General features: G+C 53.2%; 19 protein-coding genes. 7 read left to right on the forward strand and 12 right to left on the reverse strand.

All coding sequences use genetic code 11. The annotated features are described in order from the left end of the window. Positions 1–8 precede the first annotated feature (8 nt). Positions 9–2,171: a phosphatase PAP2 family protein gene (locus tag N909_RS0101400; RefSeq protein ID WP_051689432.1), complete on the forward strand. Its 2,163-nt coding sequence runs from the start codon at positions 9–11 to the stop codon at positions 2,169–2,171. A 272-nt stretch (positions 2,172–2,443) separates the two neighbouring features. Here the strand turns inward: N909_RS0101400 and N909_RS0101405 are convergent, their stop codons facing one another. After that, entirely contained in the window at positions 2,444–3,148 is a 705-nt protein-coding gene (locus tag N909_RS0101405) for a GntR family transcriptional regulator (protein ID WP_063336373.1), read from the reverse strand. A 227-nt stretch (positions 3,149–3,375) separates the two neighbouring features. On the opposite strand from N909_RS0101405, the gene dctP reads away from it, so the two are divergent. From dctP to N909_RS0101430, 5 genes are all read left to right on the forward strand, one after another. Next, positions 3,376–4,326 carry a TRAP transporter substrate-binding protein DctP gene (gene dctP / locus N909_RS0101410; protein ID WP_342672675.1) on the forward strand — a complete coding sequence of 317 codons (951 nt, stop codon included), beginning with the start codon at positions 3,376–3,378 and terminating at the stop codon, positions 4,324–4,326. Between the two features lie 168 nt (positions 4,327–4,494). Next, on the forward strand, positions 4,495–5,091 hold the full coding sequence (locus N909_RS0101415; protein WP_051689433.1) for a TRAP transporter small permease: 597 nt from the start codon (positions 4,495–4,497) through the stop codon (positions 5,089–5,091). Continuing rightward, positions 5,088–6,383, forward strand: a complete 1,296-nt coding sequence (locus N909_RS0101420; RefSeq protein ID WP_029910253.1) for a TRAP transporter large permease — start codon at positions 5,088–5,090, stop codon at positions 6,381–6,383. Before N909_RS0101415 ends, N909_RS0101420 begins: the two co-directional genes overlap by 4 nt. Before the next feature lie 35 nt (positions 6,384–6,418). Further along, a complete protein-coding gene (locus N909_RS0101425) occupies positions 6,419–7,360 on the forward strand; it encodes a dihydrodipicolinate synthase family protein (RefSeq protein WP_029910255.1) in 942 nt (313 codons plus the stop codon). Further along, on the forward strand, positions 7,357–8,295 hold the full coding sequence (locus N909_RS0101430) for a ribokinase (RefSeq protein WP_029910268.1): 939 nt from the start codon (positions 7,357–7,359) through the stop codon (positions 8,293–8,295). The genes N909_RS0101425 and N909_RS0101430 overlap by 4 nt, the downstream gene beginning before the upstream one ends. Before the next feature lie 19 nt (positions 8,296–8,314). Here N909_RS0101430 and N909_RS0101435 read toward each other — a convergent pair whose 3' ends face one another. The 11 genes from N909_RS0101435 to N909_RS0101485 form a co-directional block, all read right to left on the reverse strand. Beyond that, the gene (locus N909_RS0101435; protein WP_029910272.1) at positions 8,315–8,821 is read right to left on the reverse strand and encodes a chemotaxis protein CheW; all 507 of its coding nucleotides are present in this window, start codon (positions 8,819–8,821) and stop codon (positions 8,315–8,317) included. A gap of 255 nt (positions 8,822–9,076) precedes the next feature. Then, a complete protein-coding gene (locus N909_RS0101440; protein WP_029910274.1) occupies positions 9,077–10,618 on the reverse strand; it encodes a flotillin family protein in 1,542 nt (513 codons plus the stop codon). 30 nt (positions 10,619–10,648) lie between these two features. Further along, entirely contained in the window at positions 10,649–11,215 is a 567-nt protein-coding gene (locus N909_RS0101445; protein ID WP_029910277.1) for an NfeD family protein, read from the reverse strand. A gap of 235 nt (positions 11,216–11,450) precedes the next feature. Next, positions 11,451–11,885: a hypothetical protein gene (locus tag N909_RS0101450; RefSeq protein WP_029910280.1), complete on the reverse strand. Its 435-nt coding sequence runs from the start codon at positions 11,883–11,885 to the stop codon at positions 11,451–11,453. Between the two features lie 71 nt (positions 11,886–11,956). Beyond that, a complete protein-coding gene (locus N909_RS0101455) occupies positions 11,957–12,556 on the reverse strand; it encodes a hypothetical protein (RefSeq protein ID WP_029910283.1) in 600 nt (199 codons plus the stop codon). Positions 12,557–12,805: 249 nt separating this feature from the next. Beyond that, a complete protein-coding gene (locus N909_RS0101460) occupies positions 12,806–13,447 on the reverse strand; it encodes a peroxiredoxin (RefSeq protein WP_029910286.1) in 642 nt (213 codons plus the stop codon). A gap of 476 nt (positions 13,448–13,923) precedes the next feature. Continuing rightward, complete coding sequence (locus N909_RS0101465) at positions 13,924–14,310, reverse strand: VOC family protein (protein ID WP_029910288.1); 387 nt, start codon at positions 14,308–14,310, stop codon at positions 13,924–13,926. Between the two features lie 195 nt (positions 14,311–14,505). Beyond that, entirely contained in the window at positions 14,506–15,837 is a 1,332-nt protein-coding gene (locus N909_RS0101470; protein WP_029910291.1) for a YdgA family protein, read from the reverse strand. 339 nt (positions 15,838–16,176) lie between these two features. Next, the gene (locus N909_RS0101475; RefSeq protein ID WP_029910294.1) at positions 16,177–17,679 is read right to left on the reverse strand and encodes a UxaA family hydrolase; all 1,503 of its coding nucleotides are present in this window, start codon (positions 17,677–17,679) and stop codon (positions 16,177–16,179) included. Next, on the reverse strand, positions 17,679–19,139 hold the full coding sequence (locus N909_RS0101480) for a tagaturonate reductase (protein WP_029910297.1): 1,461 nt from the start codon (positions 19,137–19,139) through the stop codon (positions 17,679–17,681). The genes N909_RS0101475 and N909_RS0101480 overlap by 1 nt, the downstream gene beginning before the upstream one ends. Before the next feature lie 26 nt (positions 19,140–19,165). Further along, positions 19,166–19,378 (reverse strand): hypothetical protein, encoded by a 213-nt coding sequence (locus N909_RS0101485; protein WP_029910302.1) that lies wholly within the window; start codon positions 19,376–19,378, stop codon positions 19,166–19,168. A gap of 475 nt (positions 19,379–19,853) precedes the next feature. On the opposite strand from N909_RS0101485, the gene N909_RS0101495 reads away from it, so the two are divergent. Further along, positions 19,854–21,128 carry an Hsp70 family protein gene (locus N909_RS0101495; RefSeq protein WP_029910308.1) on the forward strand — a complete coding sequence of 425 codons (1,275 nt, stop codon included), beginning with the start codon at positions 19,854–19,856 and terminating at the stop codon, positions 21,126–21,128. Positions 21,129–21,249: the final 121 nt, after the last annotated feature.

The raw sequence follows: 21,249 nt of genomic DNA on the forward strand, positions 1-21,249 counted from the left end.
TAGTCCACATGAGGTATGTAAAACAATTATCAACCCTGTTCCTGGCCCTGGTCCTGGCTGCCGGTATGGCCGGCTGCGACGGCAGCGACAGCAACAACAAAGACAGCTACAGTATCCCGGCCGAGCCGGGCGGTCTCGGCTACGAGCAGACCGTCGCCAATCCTGCCGTCGATTTCCCGTTGCCGGTCGTCGACTATGCCGAAAACAACAGCCCTTCCGATACGAAATACAGCACTCTGACCAACCCGATGGCCTATGCGCTGCGCGGGATCAACCATATCTGGAAAGGCACCACTGACAACTGGCAGGAGAATGCCAGCACCTACAGCGATGCCGTCAACGGCTATGATGGCGGCGACGGTCCTGGGCCTGACGACTATGTGACAGGGAATCCCATCATTGATGCCGAGGCCTGGAAAACCAATATCGAATACGTTGTCAAAGTCACTCGGAATCGGAGCGAAGATCAAGCCCTGCTGGCTTTCCTGGACGATCGCCGCAGCAAAAACTACAGTGTCATCGACGGCTTCGGCCCACTGACTGAAGATTTTGTCGCAGCATCCGGTGCTTATTATAATTTTACCCCGATGAAATTAAGCGATGTCCTGACCAACACCACCTTCCACCCCGAGGACAATGATGATGTCGGCTACGGCGGCTACACCGATTCCGAGTTGGGCGATGTCGTCGACCTGGCCCAGAAGTTCCGCTGGACGGATGCCTCCACCAGCGGCGCCAAATATGTCTTTGGCACGCCCCGGCCATGGCGGATGAACGACGCTGGCGAAATCAATTTCTACGGCGTCACCGCCTATACCTGTTACGACGCCAACGGTGATATTGTCAGCAACGGCGGCGAGGATGTGTTCCGCATCGACAGTTATGAAAGCAGTGTCAGCGTGGTTCCCGGCCTGGCCTGCGCCCGTCGCGCCCACAGTCTCTCCAAAGAAGCTGCCGGACTCTATTCGGCGACTACAGAAAACCGGCGCAAGGATAACGGTTATCCCAGCGGCCACACCAACGCCGGGGTGTTGGCCTCGTTGGCCTATGCCTATGCTTTTCCCCAGCGCTACTCCGAAATGCTGATGCGTGGTTCCGACCTGGGAGAAAATCGGATCATCGCCGGCATGCACTCGCCGGTGGATGTAATCGGCGGCCGGATGCTCGGCCTGATGGTTGCAACCCATACCCTGAATACTTACCCGGAAGTCGCGGCGGCCGCCTACCAGCAGGCCGAGGAATACTTCGGCGCCAAGGCGGAAACAGCAGGCATGGAATTGTACGATTATGCCCACCGCAAGGTCAGCGAAACCGGCAGCTATAAAGACGGCGCTTACCTCAATATCGATGTCTTTGACAACAATTTCTACAGCGATCACACGGCAATCAAAGACCTCTACCTGGAACGGATGACTTATGGCCTGCCGCAAGAAGGCACTCTGGGCCTGGACCCCATTGTTCCGGAAGGCGCGGAACTGTTGCTGGCCACCCGGCTGCCTTACCTGACTGCGGCCCAGCGCCGCGCGGTCCTGGCCAGCACCGAAATCGAATCCGGCTATCCCCTGCTTGACGATTCCAACGGCTGGGGACGAATCAACCTGATGGCAGCTGCCGACGGTTACGGTGCTTTCAACGGCGATGTCACAGTTGAGATGGATGCCAGCCAAGGGGCTTTCAACGCTCGGGACTGGTGGCGAAACGATATCAGCGGGGCGGGCAAACTGACCAAAACCGGCACCGGCACGCTCACCCTGACCGGTCTTAACAGTTATAGCGGCGGAACCGTTATCAACGCAGGAACCCTGGAAGCAGCATCGGCAACGGCCTTCGGAAGCGGGGATGTTTACATGACCGGCGGAACGACCTCCGTCAAAACTCCGGCCGCCCTGGAGCTTGCCGGCAAATACACCCAGCTTGATGGAACCTTACAGCTGCTGATCGGTGCGGATGGACAAGGAACCCTCGCTGTCGGGGGGACGGCGATTATTGTTGATGGTGAGCTGGTGATTGATTTTGCCGCTGACTACACCCCGACAGTCGGTGAACGGATCAAAATCATGACCGCCAACCGGGTTCATGGTGAATTTGCTGAGGTTTCTGCAGCAGGCTACGACATTTCCGCAGATTACGGGAAAAACTCGGTGACCATCACTATCGACGCCATTCTTTAACAAGCGGTTGAAAAACAGCTTGCCGAGCCCAGGGATGGGCGACCAAAATCGATGACGGTTTTCTCATGCATTGCTTTGCAAGGTGAAGGAAATCGGGCATCGCTTCACCGAGCTTGCAAAAGGCCAGGATGGACTTTTTCAACGACCTGAATGTCCTCAACAGGCGCTGAGCCTGTCTTGTTATCAACTTCCCCTCTTGCTTCCCGCAGGAGGGGAAGCCCTTTCCCGGTTCCGCCCCGCTCCTTGCTGCGCTGTCTTTGCTGGTACCTTGATCAGTCTTCAAAAGGCACTTCGGTGAGCTGCTCGCCCAGGGCCAGCTTCAGGGAATTGTCGAGATGGAACGCCAGCGCCTCACGGGCGGCAGCGACATCTCCCTGCTTAAGAGCCTTGAGAATCCGCAAATGCTCTTTGGCAACGCGGTGGATATTCCCCGGCGTCACCTTGATCCGGGACTGAACAGCCATCCGGATCTTGATAGCGGTCACCCGGTAGACATTTTCGACCAGTGCATTCTGCATGGCGGCAACGAACCGTTCATGCATCGACCAGTCAAAACTTTGAAAGTCCTGGGCCAGCGACTCCAGGTCGTCACTGCTGCTCCAGGTCAATGCGTCGCAGTGTCTGTCGATCCATTCTTCCAGGGTGTGCTGATCAAGCCGCCCGAGCAAATCGGGGATGGCGGCCAGTTCGATCATCCGGCGCATCTGATAGGCATCACGCACAAACGACACGTCCAGACTGGGAACCAGCAACCCCCGTTTGGGAAAGGTCTGCAGCAACCCTTCCGCTTCCAGGCGTGGGACAGCCTCCCGCACTGCTCCCAGGGTCAACCCGGTCAACTCGACCAGGCCACGCTGGGTGACCAGTTGCCCCGGCCGCAAAGTCCCGGTGTTAAGCAGTTCTTCAATGCTTTTATAGGCAGCTTCGCGCATGGACATATTCATTGTGTCTTTTTCCGTTGCACCGAGCGTCGGCATGAAAAGCTCCATATAAGGAGATAGCTGTTGACAGTATCCATCTAACATGTTAGCAACATGTTTAAATAAAAATCTCGATATGTCTTCTGTATATCACTGCGTCAAAGCAATGGCAAGCGTCAGGAAACGGCAAGCTTAAGGCTGCGCCGAGTCACCCATAAAAGGAGGAAGTCATGTTGAACAGATCCATCCGCTTTTCCGTACTCATCCTGTCGCTGGTCGGCGTCATGGTCTGCGTTTCCCCGGCCCTGGCCAAAGATAAAGCCAAACTGCGCATGTCGACACCGGCCTCGGCGACTGATCAGCGCTGCATTGCCCTGGCCAAGGTTTTTGGCCCGGCGGTTGCCGATTTTGCGGTCTATGAGCCCCATTACAACGCTTCACTGATCGCCCAGGGGTCCGAACTCGAGTCCATCGCTTCGGGCGATCTGGAAATGTCCATCACCTCGGCCCAGGAACTGGCGACCTTCTTCCCTGAATTTTCCATCTTTGCCACCGGTTACGTCCATCAGGACGCTGCTCATCAGGTGCGCGTTTTCAACGATCCGCTGATGGCCCCCTTCAAGCAGAAGGTTGAAAAGGAGTTGGGTGTCAAACTGCTCACGGTCATGTATCTGGGGCGGCGCCATGTCAACCTGCGCATGCCGAAAAGTGAATTGACGGTCATGAAGCCTGAGGATCTCGCCGGGGTCAACCTGCGCATGCCCGGCAGTGACGCCTGGCAGTTCCTCGGCAAGGCGCTGGGGGCCAATCCCACACCAATGGCCTTTACCGAAGTTTATACCGCCCTGCAGACCGCTTCGGTCGACGGCCAGGACAACCCGTTGCCGACCGTGGTTGATGCCAAATTCTACGAAGTCACCAAGCAGATCGTGCTGACCTCGCACTTGGTCGACCTTAATTATATTGCTTTCTCCAAAGCGGTCTGGGACGAACTGACCCCGCAGCAGCAAACCGAACTGCAGGCCGCCGCCGATGCCGCAGCCGAAAGCAGCCGCAAAAATCAATTGCAGAAGGAGGAAGAACTGGTCTCCTTCCTGCGCCAGCAGGGCCTGGAAATCTACACCCCGGATCTCAAAGCATTCCGCGAGCAGGTTCAGGCCCAATATGTCGGCTCCAAATTCGCCGCTTCCTGGCCGAAAGGGGTCCTGGAAAAAATCAATGCCCTGGGCAACTGAGCGCGGAGAGGATTGAGCTGGTTTTTACTGCACTTTAGGGTAACTCCAGTCGGGAAAAGGTCTCTTTTCCCGACTGGACAAACAGAACCACCCAGGGATCCTGGCGACTCAGCTGTTCCAACGGAGCTGCTGCCAGGCCTCAGGTAAAAGACCTTGCCGAGGAAAGCAATGAAGCAGATCTCTCAATGGTTTATCCGGGCGACGGAAGGAGTGGCGGCCATCATGATGGCTGCCATGTTTCTCACCTTTATTCTGCAGATAACCATTCGTTACACCGGCCACAGCCAGTGGATCGCCGAACACCTGCCATTTCTGGAGTCTTCCCATTTCGGATGGACCCTTGAATTCTGCCTCGCCCTTTGGGTCTGGATCATTTTTTTCGGCAACTCCTTCATTGTCCGCGAGCAGGACCATGTCACCTTCGATCTGCTCTATATGCATGTCAATCCCAAGCTCAGAAAATGGTTCGCCATTATCACTTCCATCCTGGTCTGTGTCGGTTTGCTGTGGTCACTCGAACCAACCTGGGGGAAATTTTATTTTCTGCGCCTGAAAAAAACCGCGTCGCTGTCCGCGTTGTTTGGCGATTGGATCCGCATGCGGCACATTTACCTGGTGTATATCCTGTTTCTGGTCATTGTTGCGCTACGCTATGCCTGGCGCGCCTTGAGTATATTCCGCCTGGGCCCGGAAGCTGACCGGATTCCCCAACAGGGAGAAGTCAGCAAGCATCCTGATACCAGCAGCGGGACGGATGCCTCATGACCCCTGAATTCACCTTTTGCCTGATATCACTTTTCGTACTCGCCGGGATCGGTACGCCGATTGCCTACTCGATTCTGCTCTCCGCCTTTGTCTATCTTGCCGCAGGCGGGCAATCCATCGGTGTCGCCGGAAAAATTCTTATGGACGGCCTCAACCAGAGCTTTGTTCTGCTGGCGGTGCCGCTCTTCATCGTTGCCGCCAACATCATGAACTCAGGGACCATCAGCGATCGGTTGTTGAACTTCTGCGTCGCGCTGGTCGGCAGGTTTCGTGGCGGCCTCGGTCACGTCAATATCGTTGCTTCGCTGATCTTTTCGGGGATGTCCGGGTCAGCGGTCGCCGATGCTGCGGGGATCGGCAAAATCATCATCGACATGATGACCAGGGACGGGCGCTACCCGCGCGGCTACGCTGCAGCCATCACTGCGGCCTCGGCAACCATCGGACCAATCATCCCCCCCTCGATTCCCATGGTGCTCTATGCGCTGGTTTCCAACGCGTCCATCGGCTATCTGTTTTTAGGGGGGATCATTCCCGGGCTGTTCATGGGGCTGGTGCTGATGATCATGAACGGCTGGATTGCACATAAGCGCAACTTTGCCCTCGAGAAGACCGTGCCGTTGCGTGAACTGCCCAAACATACCCTCGACGCCTTCCCCGCGCTGATCATGCCGGCGATTCTGCTTTACGGAATCTACGGCGGGGTGGCCACCCCCACCGAAGCGGCAGCCATTGCCGCCGCTTATGCGTTGCTGCTGTCGGTCTTCCTCTATCGGGTCATGAAGGTCAAGACACTCTACCGGATCCTGGTCGAAAGCGCCCGTTCATCGGCGGCGGTGGGCATTGTCATCGGTGGCGCCCTGATCCTGAATTACATTGTCGCCTCCGAGAACATTCCCGACCAGGTCGCCCATACCATGGTCGGCCTGAATGTGCCGCCCCTGGCGTTCCTGATCGGGGTTAACATTCTCATTCTGTTACTCGGCTGCGTGTTGGATGCGTCAACCATCATCCTGGTCATCATTCCGCTGTTTTTACCCACCTGCACCAATCTCGGTATCGACCTGGTCCATTTCGGCGTGGTTGCCGTGGTCAACTGCATGATTGGTCTGATCACCCCGCCCTACGGCATCCTGCTGTTTGTGCTCAATGCGATTACCCGGATTCCGCTGGCGGAAATCATCCGCGAGGTGTGGCTCTTCCTGGCCGTGCTGGTTCTTGCCCTGCTCGTGCTGATCCTGTTTCCAAGCGCAACACTCTGGTTGCCACGGGTGTTCGGTTATGCAGGTTAAATCGATTGCAACAAGCTTTATTAAAGGAGTTTCAAGTGACTGGTTCCATTACCGGCATCATTCCCGTCATGATCACCCCATTTACGGCGGACAATCACATTGACTGGCCCGCTTACGAACGTTTGATCAACTGGTATATCGACAACGGTGCAGAGGCCCTGTTTGCAGTCTGTCAGTCGTCGGAGATGTACTATCTCTCGCTGGAAGAGCGTCTGGAACTGGCAAGATTCACGGTCAAAACCGTACAGAACCGGGTCCCGGTCGTCGCCTCCGGCCATATTTCCGAACACCTGGCCGAGCAATGTACCGAACTGGCCGCCATGGCTGACAGCGGAGTCGACGGCCTGATTCTGGTCACCAACCGGCTGGCTGCTCCAGACAGCGCCAGCCAGCAGTTACGCACCCATCTCGACAGGCTGCTGGCTGCTTTGCCGAAGGATTTACAGCTCGGCCTTTACGAATGTCCAGCCCCTTATCGGCGCCTGCTGACCGATCAGGAACTCGAATACTGCGCGCAGACCGGCCGTTTTGTCCTGCTTAAAGACGTCTCCTGCGACCTGTCGACCGTTAAACGCCGGATCGCCTTGACCAAGGACACGCCCCTGACCATCAACAACGCCAACGCCGCCATTGCCTGGCCCGCTCTGCAGGCCGGCGCAGCAGGATTCTGCGGGGTGATGAACAATGTTCACCCCGATCTTTATCGCTGGCTGCAGGATCATGGCTCCCGTCATCCCAACCTGGCTGAGGAATTGGCTACTTTTTTGGTCCTGGCAGCAATGAGCGAAACCATGGGTTACCCGAAACTGGCCAAGATTTATCACCAGCGCATCGGCACCTTCGAGCACGATCACAGCCGTGCAGTTCCCTATGATGTCCGCGAAAAGCACTGGGCCTTTGATGAAATTCTGACCCGCATCGAGCTGGGCACGGAACATTTCCGTAGTCGTATCAGCAGGCTTGGAGGTTCAAAATGAGTATCACGGTATTCGGCTCACTCAATATGGACCTGACCGCTTATGTGGCAACACTGCCCCGGCCGGGGGCCACCGCCCATGCTCAAAACTACACAATCGGCCTGGGCGGCAAAGGGGCCAACCAGGCGGTCGCCGCGCAGCGTTTGAGTGAACAACCGGTCCGGCTGGTGGCTGCAATCGGCGCCGATGCTTTCGGAATCAGGGCGCAAGAGCTGTTAGCCGGGTTCAAGGTGTCCACCGAACAGCTCCGCATTATGCCGGAAGAAGACACCGGGATCGCGCTGATCCATGTCGACGCAAATGCTCAGAATACCATCACCGTGGTCGGCGGAGCCAATCTGGCCTGGCCCGACGAGGGGCCTGATCCGGCGGTTTTCAGGGCAACCAGGATAGCTCTGTTTCAATTGGAGACGCCGCTTCCAGCCACTCTTGCGGCCATGCAGCAGGCCCGCAACGCAGGGGCAGGAATTATCCTTGATCCGGCACCTGCTCCGGATCAAACCGGGGACGCTGAGATTCAATCCTTGTTGGAGCTGGCCGACATCGTGACCCCAAATGAAAGCGAAGCGGAATCACTGACCGGGCTTACAGTGGCAGATCGGCGCGGGGCGTTGCAGGCAGCCCACGCCCTGCGTGCCCGTGGCGCTGCTGCGGTTGTTGTCAAGCGCGGTGTCCAAGGGCTGGTCTATGTCGACAAGGATTGGCACGAAGGCGAGATATCGGCATTTAAGGTTGCAACGGTCGATTCCGTTGGTGCCGGCGACTGTTTCAACGGCGCCCTGGCCGTGGCCCTGACCGAAGGTCGCCCGTTCCAGGAGGCTTTGCACTTCGCCGCGGCGGCAGCCGCCCTGTCCACGGAGAAACCGGGCGCAGCGGCAGCCGCCCCGGAACGCACTCAGGTTGAAAGCCTGTTGAGAAAAAAACTGTCCGTTTAATAGTGCAATTTTCCGAGGATCAGGCCGTGACAGTCTCCAGCTCTTCGACCTGGCTCTCTTCATCATTGATCAGTCGTTCAATATTCAGCAGGATCGTGACATTCTGTGCCATTCTGCCCATTCCCTGAATATAAAGGTTCTTGCGATTTCCGTTCGTCGGCGGCGGTTCGATGTCGCTTGCCGGAATATCAACCACTTCATTGACCTTGTCGACCACCAGCCCAACCGAGTTCCCGTCAATGTTGACGACAATGATACAGGTTCGGTCATCAAAGGCCCTCGGCTCCATCTGAAAACGCAGGCGGACATCGATAATCGGAAAAACTTTGCCACGCAGGTTAAGCACCCCGATAACATGTTCCGGCATGTCGGGGATCCAGATGACCGGCTGAACGCCGATAATCTCGATAACATGGCGGATTTCCAGGCCGTAATTCTCCCCGGCCAATTCAAAGGTCAGATACATCCCGTCCATGCTGTCCTGATCGATAGACAGCACTTCGGCCGCCGCTGGTATTGTCGTCATTGTCTGTACTCCCCTGGCACTAAAAAAGCCGTGGTTGAGCAAACTCTCCTGAATCTGTTCAACCACGGCTCTCATTTTCATTTTATTAAGCAAAATTATAATTTGTAAGATATATGAAGTCGCTGCCGACAACAAGCATAATTTTCGGGAAAATGGCATGGCGACAGCGCGACAGGCTGTTTTGCAACAGCCTGTCAGGCCGGTCCTTCAGTTTATGAACTCATTATCTCTCCGCCAGTTGCCAGCAATTCAGTGTCAAGCTGGCTTTTCGGTCTGGCTCTCAGGCTCAGTAACCTCGCCAAGATATTTCGGCAGTTCAATGCCGGCCATCCCGGCGACCTCATGCAGTGGCGGCAGGCTCTTGACCAGCCCGGAAAGAAAGTTGGCTGTGGAAGAGCCATCTTTGCCGCCATCCCAGACCGTGACCTTGTCGATCTTTATATTTCGGATCGCTTCGACCTGCATCTCGACAATTTTCTCAATCTTCTCGGTCATCAGCAGGGTTGCGACAGCCTTGGCGTCGCCGTTGCACCCCTTCACCAGTTCCAGATAACCGGCGGCCTTGCTGTCGAGCACCTTGCGGATACCTTCGGCTTCGGCCTGGTACTTGAGCAGAATAGCGTCGGCAACCCCCCTGGCCTCGCGGCGAGTCTTCTCGGCCTCGGCTTCGGCCGCAATCTCCACCTTCTGTTTGTCGATGGTCTGCCGCACGATCTCGGCGGCGGTCAACCGTTCCTGCTCGGCCTTGGCCTGAGCCTTTTGAATCTCCACCTCGGCCTCGCGTTTAGCCACCTCGCCGCGCTGCAACGCCTCGGCCTGCTTGACGGCAAGTTGAGCGTTATAAGCAGCGATATCCGCCTTGGCCTGGTTTTCACCTTCGATCGCCTGGGCTTCCTGACTCTGCACATAGATCCGCTGGTCAGCCTCGGCTTTCTTTTTACCTTTTTCCGACTCGGCAACATTCTCAGCAACGCGGATCTCTTTCTCCCGATTGGCCTCGGCCTCGCCGATGGTCGCGTGAGTCTCCTGCTGCTGCACAAAAACCCGCTGATCCGCCTCGGCTTGTTTCTTCCCTTTTTCGGACTCAGCGACATTCTCCGCCACCCGGATGGTTTTCTCGCGGGTCGCTTCGGCCTCGCCGATAGCACCTTTTTTATCCTGCTCGGCGACATCGACTTTGGCCTGATTGATCGCCTCAGAGGCCGCTTTTTTACCGATCGAATCAATATAGCCCGACTCGTCGGTGATATCGGTAATATTGACGTTGATCAGGTAGAGGCCGATTTTGTTCAGTTCGGGCGCGACATTCTTGCGAATCGACTCGAGAAAGCTCTCCCGGTCCTGATTGATCTGCTCGATGGTCAATGATGCAACGGTCAGCCGCAGTTGGCCGAAGATGATCTCCCGCGCCATCTCCTCGATCTCCCCCTGGGAGAGATTGAGCAGCCGTTCTGCAGCAGCGTTCATGATCTCCGGTTGGGTGCTGATGCCGACGGTAAAAGTCGAAGGGACATTGATGCGGATGTTCTGCAGGGACAGCGCCTTCTGCAGAGGAATGGGAATCGTCATCGGCGTTAATGACATGTAGGAATAATCCTGAATCAACGGCCAGATCAGCGCGCCGCCACCGTGGACGCAACGGGCCGACTGGCCGACTCCAACCTTTCCGTAAATCACCAGAATCTTATCGGACGGACAACGTTTATAGCGTGAGGCCAGAAACATCAGGGTCGATACGACCAGAATTAAGAACGCGATGACCGGGAGAACCCAGTAATCAAAGACAAAAAACGACATAATCCCTCCTTGAAGTGTTAACTGTTTTGTTTAAAGTGGCTCAACAACCAGAACATTGCCATTGACCCGCACCACCTTGATCGCTATGCCAGTCGGGATTGCCTGGCCATCAGCCGAAACGGCATCAAATTCGCGCAGGCGGTTTTGAAAACTGACACTGACCCGCCCAGAGCCCTGCGCCGGAATGGTCAAATAGACAGATCCGGTACTGCCAAGCGCCATGACCGTCGGCAGAGTGCCGCTCGATTGCAGTCGAGCGGCCGCCCGGAAGAGCTTACCGATCACCCAGACGGCGGCCAGCCCGGCAACCGAACCACCAACCACAGAAAAGGCAAACCCCACCTGGCTCTGCCGGTAAAGGGCCAATCCGACCAAGCCGAACATCATCAGAAATGAGGACAGGCTGTGCAGAGAAAGAACTTTGAAACCAACATCCGAATCAACGTGACCGCCACCTTGATCGATCTCGATATCGGTATCGAAATCCGTCTCGACATCACCACCGAAAAATTGCAGGACCAACTTGACCCCGACAAAGAATCCACCGATCACCGCACAGATCAAAAAAAACAACTCGATGCCGTTAAAATGACTCATCTCAGCCTCCTCATGGTCGGCGCAAGCAGCCCCTTGCCAGGCAAAAACACACAGGCAGCAAAAACGCCCGCCCCGGAAAGATCCGCGACGGGCGAAAATTTAATACACTGCTGACTTCAATCATTGCATTCCTCATCCCGAAACAAATCGAAACGACCTTGTATTACCAAGTTTTGCCATTCTCACAATGCTGCAAATTCCTCTCGAAAAGAAAGGGTCCTTGCACTAACACTTATCAGTAACTCACATTGACATGGTAGCCATTGGCAACATAGACATATTCAGGACGATATTTGAAAGAACCTTTAAATGGAATTATATCGTCAGCAACATTGCCGTCAGTATTTACAAAAATATTTTCTTTAGTGAGGACGACTTTCTCATTGTCGAGAAATAAAAAATATAAATTAATACTGTCAACATCCCACGTAGCAGTAAATTCGGTGCTACTTAGTTGTACGGTACCCACAACCGTCATAATTTTTTGTTTATCATCAATTGAAATATTGTAGTCAAGTAATACCTCTCCGACGCGCCCTTCAATATGTCCTTGATCAATTTTCGGAAGGTTACTATCTGGATACTTGTTACCAACATAAGGAGATGTACAGGCAGTCACAGATAACAAAACGCAAAGACTCAGGGCAGATAAGATTATCTTTTTATACATCGCTCCATCCAATTCTTTTATTAAATGATTAGTCTCAAAAATAGAATTACGAATAGTGATATTCCAGATGTTCAATTAGCGGCATATTTCCCATCAGCTTGAATATATGGGTCGACTTTTTCAGTAGGGAAGATTTGACCGCATAAACCTATGGTATAATTGACAAATTGTTTAACAGTTTCCCTATTTTTCTCTTTCCACAGTTCCTTTGAAGGAACAATACCAACGTTATGATAAATATTCACCCTGATTAATTGCTTATTGTTTATATATTTTCTAGCTTCAACTTCAACAAAGCTGTAAACTTTATCCTTTATAAGATTTGTTGAACAGTAGCCTTTCTTAAATTTTTCAATAAAGAAAGGCTGTTTTTTCAAGGCATCGTCAGTTCCCAAAAAAACATAACCTCCTGAAAAAATTTCTTCTTTTCTTATATAAACCTCTATGGAGGCCTCATCTGTTTTCATCTTATAAAAAGACGCCTTAACATTATCTCCAAACTGAACTTGAGAATCGTCCAAATAAATATTAAATGGAAATATGAGATGAATTTGGGGGTAATTATTATCGGTGAAGCTGTTATTTTCGACTATTGGGGGGCTATTTTTTAAACTAATACAGGCGGGAAGAGTTGAGACCAAGAGCATCAAACTGAGTGCCAGCAACTTCATTAAGACCCCCCCTTGCTAAATTTTGGAGCTACCTTAGTGGCGGTTAGCTACGAGCTGATTTTTTCAGACAGAGCCCATCTGCATACAAGACGAACTATCGCAACGTCCCGGTTACCCTGCTAAAAAATAACATATATCTAACTTATCCTTTGATTTTTAATACTTCAAGAATAAAATGAAATTCTCTCTGAAGTTTGCTCTTCCCCAATAGTCAACAGTTGTTTTCGTACAGCTGGCCACAAAAACCGCTTACTCCAAAGGTTTATGACAGAACCACCAGTCGTAACAATCCGCAGATTGTTTCGCCTCGGCTGCGCCGCTGACATCCAGAGGTGGCGGAATTATGATGCGATCGCCGATCAGGCTGTTGTTGGGCCAGTCGGCCGGCACAGCCCCCTGCTGGTCAGAGATGCGCAATGCTTTGACCGCCCGTAGAATTTCATCAATATTGCGACCGATTTCCATGGGATAGTAGAGCAACAAACGTACATATCCCTGTGGGTCAACGATAAAGACCGCCCTGACGGTCTGGGTTCCCATGCCCGGATGGAGCATTCCCAGTTGCAGGGCCAGGGAATCATTGGCGGCGATAACGGGAAACTGGATCTCCACGTCCAGGTGCTCCTGAATCCATTCGATCCATTTGATATGACAGAAGATCTGATCGACGGATAGTCCAATCAGGGCACAGTCCAATTTCCGAAAGGCCTCATAGCGTTCCTGAAAAGCGACAAACTCAGAGGTACAGACCGGCGTGAAATCTGCTGGATGGCTGAACAGCACAAACCACTGCCCGGCAAAATCATCCGGCAGCGTCATAGGTCCCTGAGTTGTCTGGACCGTCAAAGAGGGGAACTGATCACCGAGCAGGGGGAGCTTGGGTACGTCCATAAAGAAAAACTCCTTTCCGGCCCAAGCGGGCCAGGTTTAGCCAGTTGCGTCACATAAAACGAGGACAGTCTAGAAAATCGGCAATAGGCCCGAGGGGGACTTGTCTGATCCAACCACAGAAAGAAGCAATATATGTTCCCAGGAAAGCTTGGATACATCATGAAAACAACCATCCCATAACTTCCTGTAAAAACAAGTTTTTTATGGACCTAAGAGACAGGAAAACAGCAGGAGCGGTACAATGTAGGGTCTCAATTTAATAACAGTCGTATTTTTTTGAGATTTACGACAGGCAGGCTGCCACTTCTGGGATTGTCATGCAGAAAGTAGCAATTATTGCAATTCCGGGCCTATCGCTGATGTTGTCGGCTCCATGGGCCACACATGGTAAGGCCTTATTGTACGGCGGCGCAGGCCAGGGAAAAGTGATATTCGACGGTCAGCTGCACGCCGCGAAAGGAATGGTTTGTAAACCTTTATTCCCCCTCATAGTTTGCGATCTCAACAAGGTTCCCGTCTGGATCGCGGCAGTAAACCGACAGGATCGGCCCCACGGCTCCGGTTCTGCGCACTGGGCCCTCCAGAACATCGATGTTTTGTGCGTACAACTGCTCCAAGACCTCAGGGATCGGTGTGGTGGTGATAAAACAGAGATCTTCCGAACCGGGGGTCGGAACTTGTGCTTTCGGCTCAAACTCCTGGTGATACTGATGCAGGTTGATCTTCTGCCTTCCAAAGGCCAGAGCCTTGCGCCCGGCCCCGAAGATGACAACCTCCATCCCGAGCACCCGTTCATAAAAAGCACAGCTGGCGTCAATATCCCTGACCGTCAAGACAAGATGATCGATGGACTCGATTTTCACGCAAGACCTCCTCTGGCAGGTTGTTGAAAAAGCCCACCCGGGGACTTTTCAAGCAGAGTGGGGAAAAGACGCTGCCCCACCTGATCAAGTGAGTAGAGAGTCACAATTGATTTTGATCGCCCTTCTATGGGCTTGGCAGGCTGTATTTCAACAGCCTGCCAACTTTGAAGGCAGATTCTTGAGCTCAGCAGACAATTACTGCCGGGACAAAACCAACTCTTTGCCGTTAAGAAGCAGTTTGCGGTCCTTGATTTCCGCCTTATGCACCAATTTGTCGCCGCTCTGTTCAAAAAAGCCACCTTGCATACCGGGAATCACCGGCACCAGAAGTGGGTTCTGGTTCGCAATCAACCCGTCAGGAAGAGACAGGTTCGAAGCAAAGGCAAACTGGTCGACGATCATCTGCGGCTGCTGGCCCAGGGCGATAAAATCGACCATGGACAGATCTTTTTTCAGCCCGAGGGCAAAATTACCGTCGATCTCTCCTTGCGGCAAAGTCACATGCAGCTTGTCGATTGTAATCTGCAGATCCTTTTTCAGCAGTTTTTCAAATTCGCCGGCCAAGCGCATCCCGGCAAAGGCCATCTGCTGCTGCATCATGGCTTTTGCCTGTTCCGGATTGCCCTGAACGGTGGCGAGGTTTGCCATGGCGTCGCTGAGGACCTCCACATAAACCCTGTAGAAATTTTCGAAGGCAGCGGCATCAAGATGGTTAACGCCCATGTCGAGACGCAGATCGGCGATTTTATCTTCACCGGTCGTGATCTGAGCAACGCTCACTTCACTTTTAACAGACATGTTCCTGGTTGTCTCATCAAAACCGATGGCTGAGCGTCCTTTCAGGTCGGAAACGATCACGGGTTCGGGCCCATTGACCGCAATCTGTTCAATGCCATATGACGAGGTCCCGGCCATGAAAAGACTGGAGGTTTGCTGCATATTGGAATGCAACGATATATTTTTCACCTCAACGACATCGGCTACAATAAACCCCTCAAAGATGCCATCCGTTTCGATATTATCTATATTACGATCGCACTTGACGACCAACTTAGCGGGCTTGATGGAAAGATGGGTATCCTGACTGTCAACCAGCTCAAAAGGCTCGACTGACATGGTCACAGTCCCCCCGCTGAGCAACTGATATTCGGTACTGATGGTCAGGGGGTCTTTGCCATCCAGCTCTTTGCTGACAAAATCGTGATACCAGCCGTTCCGGTCCAGACTGGTCGTAGAAGATGCTCCCAGATAGCCATGCTTGACCTTCTCGACAAAAACCAGCGGAGAGATGCCCTCAACGCCCTGAAGATCCGGCAAGACCATGGTCCATTCGATTTCCGATGAGGAGAAACCGCGATCGTAACGGGTAATGACAATTTTAGGGGCAAAGGGATGATCAGCGTAGCGCGCATTGAGATGATCCAGCTGGTTGTAGAGCGTATTTTCTACAATCAGGCCGCTGATAAAAGGAGCGCTCACCAAGCCGATGACGATAATAATCAGGACGCCGAGAAGTACTTTTTTCATTTTTAGTCCGTTCGAAGCTTCAAGGTTGACGATATAAATATAAGAACGCTGTAATTCAGCTTAATTTGAGGGGGGACTGTGGTCCAGCCATGAAACTGTAACGGTTGGCACCGTAAAGGCCCGGGACTGTCCCGGTTCTGCTGCCATTTCTGCTTCGTGGCCAACAAAAAAACCGCACCCTGCAGACTCCCCCAAATCTCACAAACTACGGTTATTTATTTTTTTAAATCAAAAACAATAGGTTACATTCCTACACCTAAATGTGTCCCTTGACAAGGTTTTTATTTGGCCTCATTTCATCAGGAAAAGAATCTGCACTGGCAAACTGTATTCAGTCGACTACAACGTCACTCCGGTTTTAAAGATGGCAATGTCACGGCTATTGCGGAATTCCGCCGAGGTTGGCTTACCATTAATGATGGCAACGATCTCGGTCAAAAAATCACTCAACACCTGGTCCGGATCAGCGGTCGGGTCAGCCAGGGCGCCGGCATTGAAGTCGATCCAGTTCTTTTTCTTCTCAGCCAGGGGGGTATTGGTCGCAATCTTGACGGTGGGGATAAATCCGCCCAAAGGCGTCCCCCGGCCAGTGGAAAACAGGACCAGCTGACACCCGGCCGCTCCGAGAGCGGTCGTCGCGACGATATCGTTGCCCGGCGAATAGAGCAGATTCAGCCCCGGCTCGACCACCCGCTCATCCATTTTGATGACATCGACCACCGGTGATTTCCCGGCTTTGCGGGTGCAACCCAGGGACTTGTCTTCCAGGGTGGTAATACCGCCGGCCTTGTTCCCCGGTGAAGGGTTTTCGTAAATCGGCTGGTCGTGCGCCAGATAGTACTCTTTGAAATCGTTGATCATGGCTACGGTTTTTGCAAACACCTCGGCGTTCCGGCACTGTTCCATCAGGATGTGCTCGGCGCCGAACATTTCCGGCACCTCGGTCAGCACGGTGCTGCCGCCACGGCTCACCACATAATCCGATACCCGGCCGATCAGGGGATTGGCGGTCAAACCGGAAAAGGCATCGGAGCCGCCGCATTCAAGGCCGATGACAATATCCTCCCAGCTGCCGGCTTCGCGCCGGTCCTGAGTGGCCAGCGCATAAAGCTCTTCAAGCAGGGCCACCCCGGCGTCCACCTCATCGCTAACGTCCTGCGCAATCAGATAGCGAAAGCGGCTTTCATCCGCTCCTGCAGGCAGGGTTTTGCGAAAGGTTTCAATCTGGTTGTTCTCACACCCCAAACCCAGGATCAATACGCCGCCGCAGTTGGGATGCAAGGCGATATTCTGCAGCATGACCTTGGTCCGTTCATGGTCGCCACCTAGCTGGGAACAGCCGTAAGGGTGCGGAAAGTGGTAAATCCCGTCAACTCCGCTACGGTCGGCTTCGGCTTTGAACGCCTTGATGATGTTATCGGCAATGCCGTTGACGCACCCGACCGTCGGGATCACCCACAATTCATTACGGATCCCTACCCGGCCATTGCTGCGTCGGTAAACCTGCAGCGGTTGCGCCTGTTGCCACTCGAACTGCTCGGCAACGGCAGCGACTGGCCGATAATGATAGCTCTGCTTATCGGACAGCCCGGTTTTGACATTGTGGGTATGAACATGCCCGCCTTTGCTTATTGCCTGGCTGGCAAAACCGATGGAAGCGCCATACTTGGTGACCTGAGCACCGACCGGGATCTCCTGCAGGGCCAGCTTATGCCCCACAGGAATATCATCGTTCACGGCAAAGGGTTCCATCCCGGGCACCTCGACCAGGGTCCCGGCAGGCAACTCAGCGTAGGTCACAGCCACATTGTCGGCGCTGTCAATTCTGGTGATCTTAACCATCACAGAACCTCCGCAAGCGTCTCCCGCATGCCTTTGCCGGTCATGCTGACGATAAAGGCGGCCACCTGTTCGAGCAGGCCATCGACCTTCAACAGTTCGGCTTCCCAGTGCTGATCAAGGCTCAACACCCGTTTGGCAATGGCCGTTGCGGTAGCGAGGTCGACCGCGCCCATGCCGGCTTCGCCCCAAAGCTCCCGGTACATGTCCAAAAACGGCTGATCGTCCTTGGTCGGGTAGCTGGCGCCATTCAGTTCACCGCGGTAAAAGCAGATCAGGGCCGCCATGGCCAGGCTCATTAGCGGCGGAACCGTGCCGTTGTCCTGACTGTAGCGCAGCAGCTGCGGTAACAGCCGGGTACGGAACTTGGTCATGGAATTCAACGAGATATCAAGCAGTTTGTGTTTGATAAAGGGGTTCTTGAAACGCCCGATAACACTATCGGCAAAGGGTTTCAGTTCCTCCACTGGCAACGGCAGGCAGGGAATAATCTCTCTATCGAGCAACTGCGACAGATAATTTTCCAACTGGGGATCGCTGGTGGCGTCCTTGACGAACTCAATGCCGCATAGCCAGGCCACCGGCGTCAGGGCGGTGTGACAACCGTTGAGAATGCCGACCTTGCGTTGTTTGTAAGGTTTGAGATCGTCGATTATCTCGACATGCAGACCGCTGCCAGCCAGCTTGAGCTCCTCCCCGACCCACTGGGGAGCCTGAATGACGAACAGATGGAAGTATTCACCAGTCACCATAAAACGATCATGGTAGCCCAGCTCCTGCTCCAGTTCGGCCACTTCATCACGCGGATAGCCGGTGACGATGCGGTCGACCAGGGTCGAGCAGAAGGTGTTGGCCTCTTCCAACCAGCTGGTAAAAGCGGCGGACAGGTTCCAGAGTTTGGCATACCTGAGCACATACTCCTTCAGCAGTTCACCGTTGTAATCGAGCAGTTCACAGGGGAAAAGGATGAAGCCCTTGTCCTTGGCACCGCCAAAAGCCTCAAACCGCTCATACAGCAGCCGGGTCAGCTTGGCCGGATAGGTCGCCGGCGGGGTGTCTTCGAAACGGTCCTGATCGCTGTAGGCGATCCCTGCTTCGGTCGTATTGCTGAAAATGAAGCGCAGTTCGGGGTTATGCGCCAGCTGTAGAAATTCGGCGTATTCGCGATAAATGGAAATCTCGCGGGTGACGCTGGAGACGATGCGCTTTTCGTTGCGCAGCTGGTTGTCCTCATCATAACCGCGCAACAAAGTGGTGTAGAGCCCGTCCTGCACGTTGAGCGACGGCGGCAGTTCGCTATCGATGGGCCGGGCGACAACAATCCCGGCGTTGAGGCCGTGTTTTTCATTGAGGATATCCACCTGCCAGCCGATAAAGCAACGCAGGAAATTCCCTTCACCGATTTGCAGAATCCGCTCCGGGTAACTCGGCAGATCCATCAAACTTCTATTCAAGTCATTCATGTGGATATCCTCTCTTTTGGGCAATTTTAGTCGAAAGACACAAGAATTTTTGTGATTGCAGCCGGATTATCACTCCCACAAAAGCCGCCCTTTTTGATGGGCACCAAAATCTGAGTAGCTTTTATCTCCGGTTTCTCTAAATTCCACTTAAGACTAAAACAACCTGGTGTGTCGATAACAAAAGCATGCATCTGCCAAACTCTTCCCAATTCAGTTAACAGGGATTTCTCCCCTTTCATGTAAAACACTCTTCGAGGGACCTGCTACTTAATATCGAATTTGTCAAACAAACCTCCCCCAAAGATTTCGACCTGGCAATCTTAGGAAGATCAACATTGTCTGTCAATTAAAAAACCAACACTAAATTGACAGACAAAAAACATATTATCCCAAAAAAATCATCACCAAACGCGCCAATCCTGCGTGGAAAGCTGTCTTGGGGGGCATTTTTCTTGGAGTGGATGTGAGATTACTAAGTTATTGTCTGATAATTATCGGTAAAGACAATCAATACAAAACCACCAGCCAGGACCAGGCGAAACACTGTCTTAGCTATTGTCAGATTATAATGGCCAAGGTTGCCAGAGGGGAGCCAGACACACGAATAAACAATCCGCAGCAAGGGACAGAGCGAGATTTTTTACCTCAGAGCTTGATTTTGATCAGCAATATCGTCTAGAACCTTCATTTCCGTTACAGTGCAGGAGCAGGACATTGCAGATCGTATTCGCTATCGACTTCGGAACCAGTAATTCAGCCCTTTCGGTCTATCGCAACGGCCAGGTTGAGCTCGTCAATGTCGATGCCGGCAGCAAAACCGCCGGGTTGATGCGTTCAGTGCTCTATTTCAATGAAGACCGTGAGATCTTCACCGGAACCGAAGCGATCAACCAATATGTCGAAGAGGGTGGCAGCGGCCGCTTTATGCAGTCGATCAAAACCTTTCTGCCCAGCAGCAACTTCAGTGGCACGGACATTTTCGGTAAACGCTATGCCATCGACGACCTGATCGCTATCCTCCTTAAAGAGCTAAAAGCAAAAGGTGAAGAACATGTCGGCTGCCAGGTTGACAGTGTTGTTCTTGGCCGCCCGGTGGTTTTCTCGGAAGACAGCAGCAAAGATGCCGCCGCGGAAAAATATTTGGAAAAAGCCGCCCGTAAAGCTGGCTTCAAAAACATCTGCTTCCAGTATGAGCCCGTCGCTGCGGCACAGGCCTACAAGGACAGCCTTCAGCCAGGCCACGAAAAGATCGTCTTTATCGGTGATTTCGGTGGCGGGACATCCGACTTTTCTGTGCTCCGGGTTAACGGAAATTCAGCCGGAAAAAAAGACGGCCACAGTGAAGTTCTTGGCCTTGGTGGGGTTTATATTGCCGGGGACAAATTGGATTCACAGGTCATGTGGGATAAGGTCGCTCATCATTTTGGCCGGAACGCCAGATACAAAGCGTTTGCCACCGAGCAGTGGACAGAAATCCCGGACAGCCTGATCTACACTCTGAGTCAGTGGCACCGTATTCCGCTGCTGCGCACTCGCCAGAACCGGGAGCTGATCCGCGTTATCAAGCGCAGCACCGACAACCCGCAAGCGATTCAGAATCTGGAAAACATCATTGAGGAGAACTTCGGCTTCGCCCTGTTCCAGGCCATCGAACAGGCCAAGTGCGATCTTTCCAGTGCTACGCAAACCAACATCCGTTTCAACGAAACCGATCTGGAACTGGACGAAGCTCTGAGCAAAAGCGAATTTGAACAACTCAATCACAACAACTTCAAAAAGATCGAAGACTGCATCGACGAGGTCTTCAGCCAGTGCGGCTTAAACGCTGCGCAGATCGATACCGTCTCCCTGACCGGCGGCACCTCAAAGATCCCCTACATCCAAAAGCTTTTCACCAACCGTTTCGGCTCAGACAAAACCATAAACCGAAACGCCTTCACCAGTGTCGCTCATGGTTTGGCTCTTAGCGTACCGCTGCTGATTTCCTAGCCGTTAGGAACAGAGCTATTCATGTTCCGTCAGAGAAAGGTAGTGCCCAGCCGTGACTTTTCCAGCAGTCACATTCAACTGCGTTTTCGTTGAGCACATCAATCTTCAACTTTCCGCCAAA

Origin of the sequence: Pelobacter seleniigenes DSM 18267, from assembly GCF_000711225.1 — a bacterium.
In the GTDB taxonomy this organism is placed as follows: Bacteria; Desulfobacterota; Desulfuromonadia; order Desulfuromonadales; family Geopsychrobacteraceae; genus Seleniibacterium; species Seleniibacterium seleniigenes.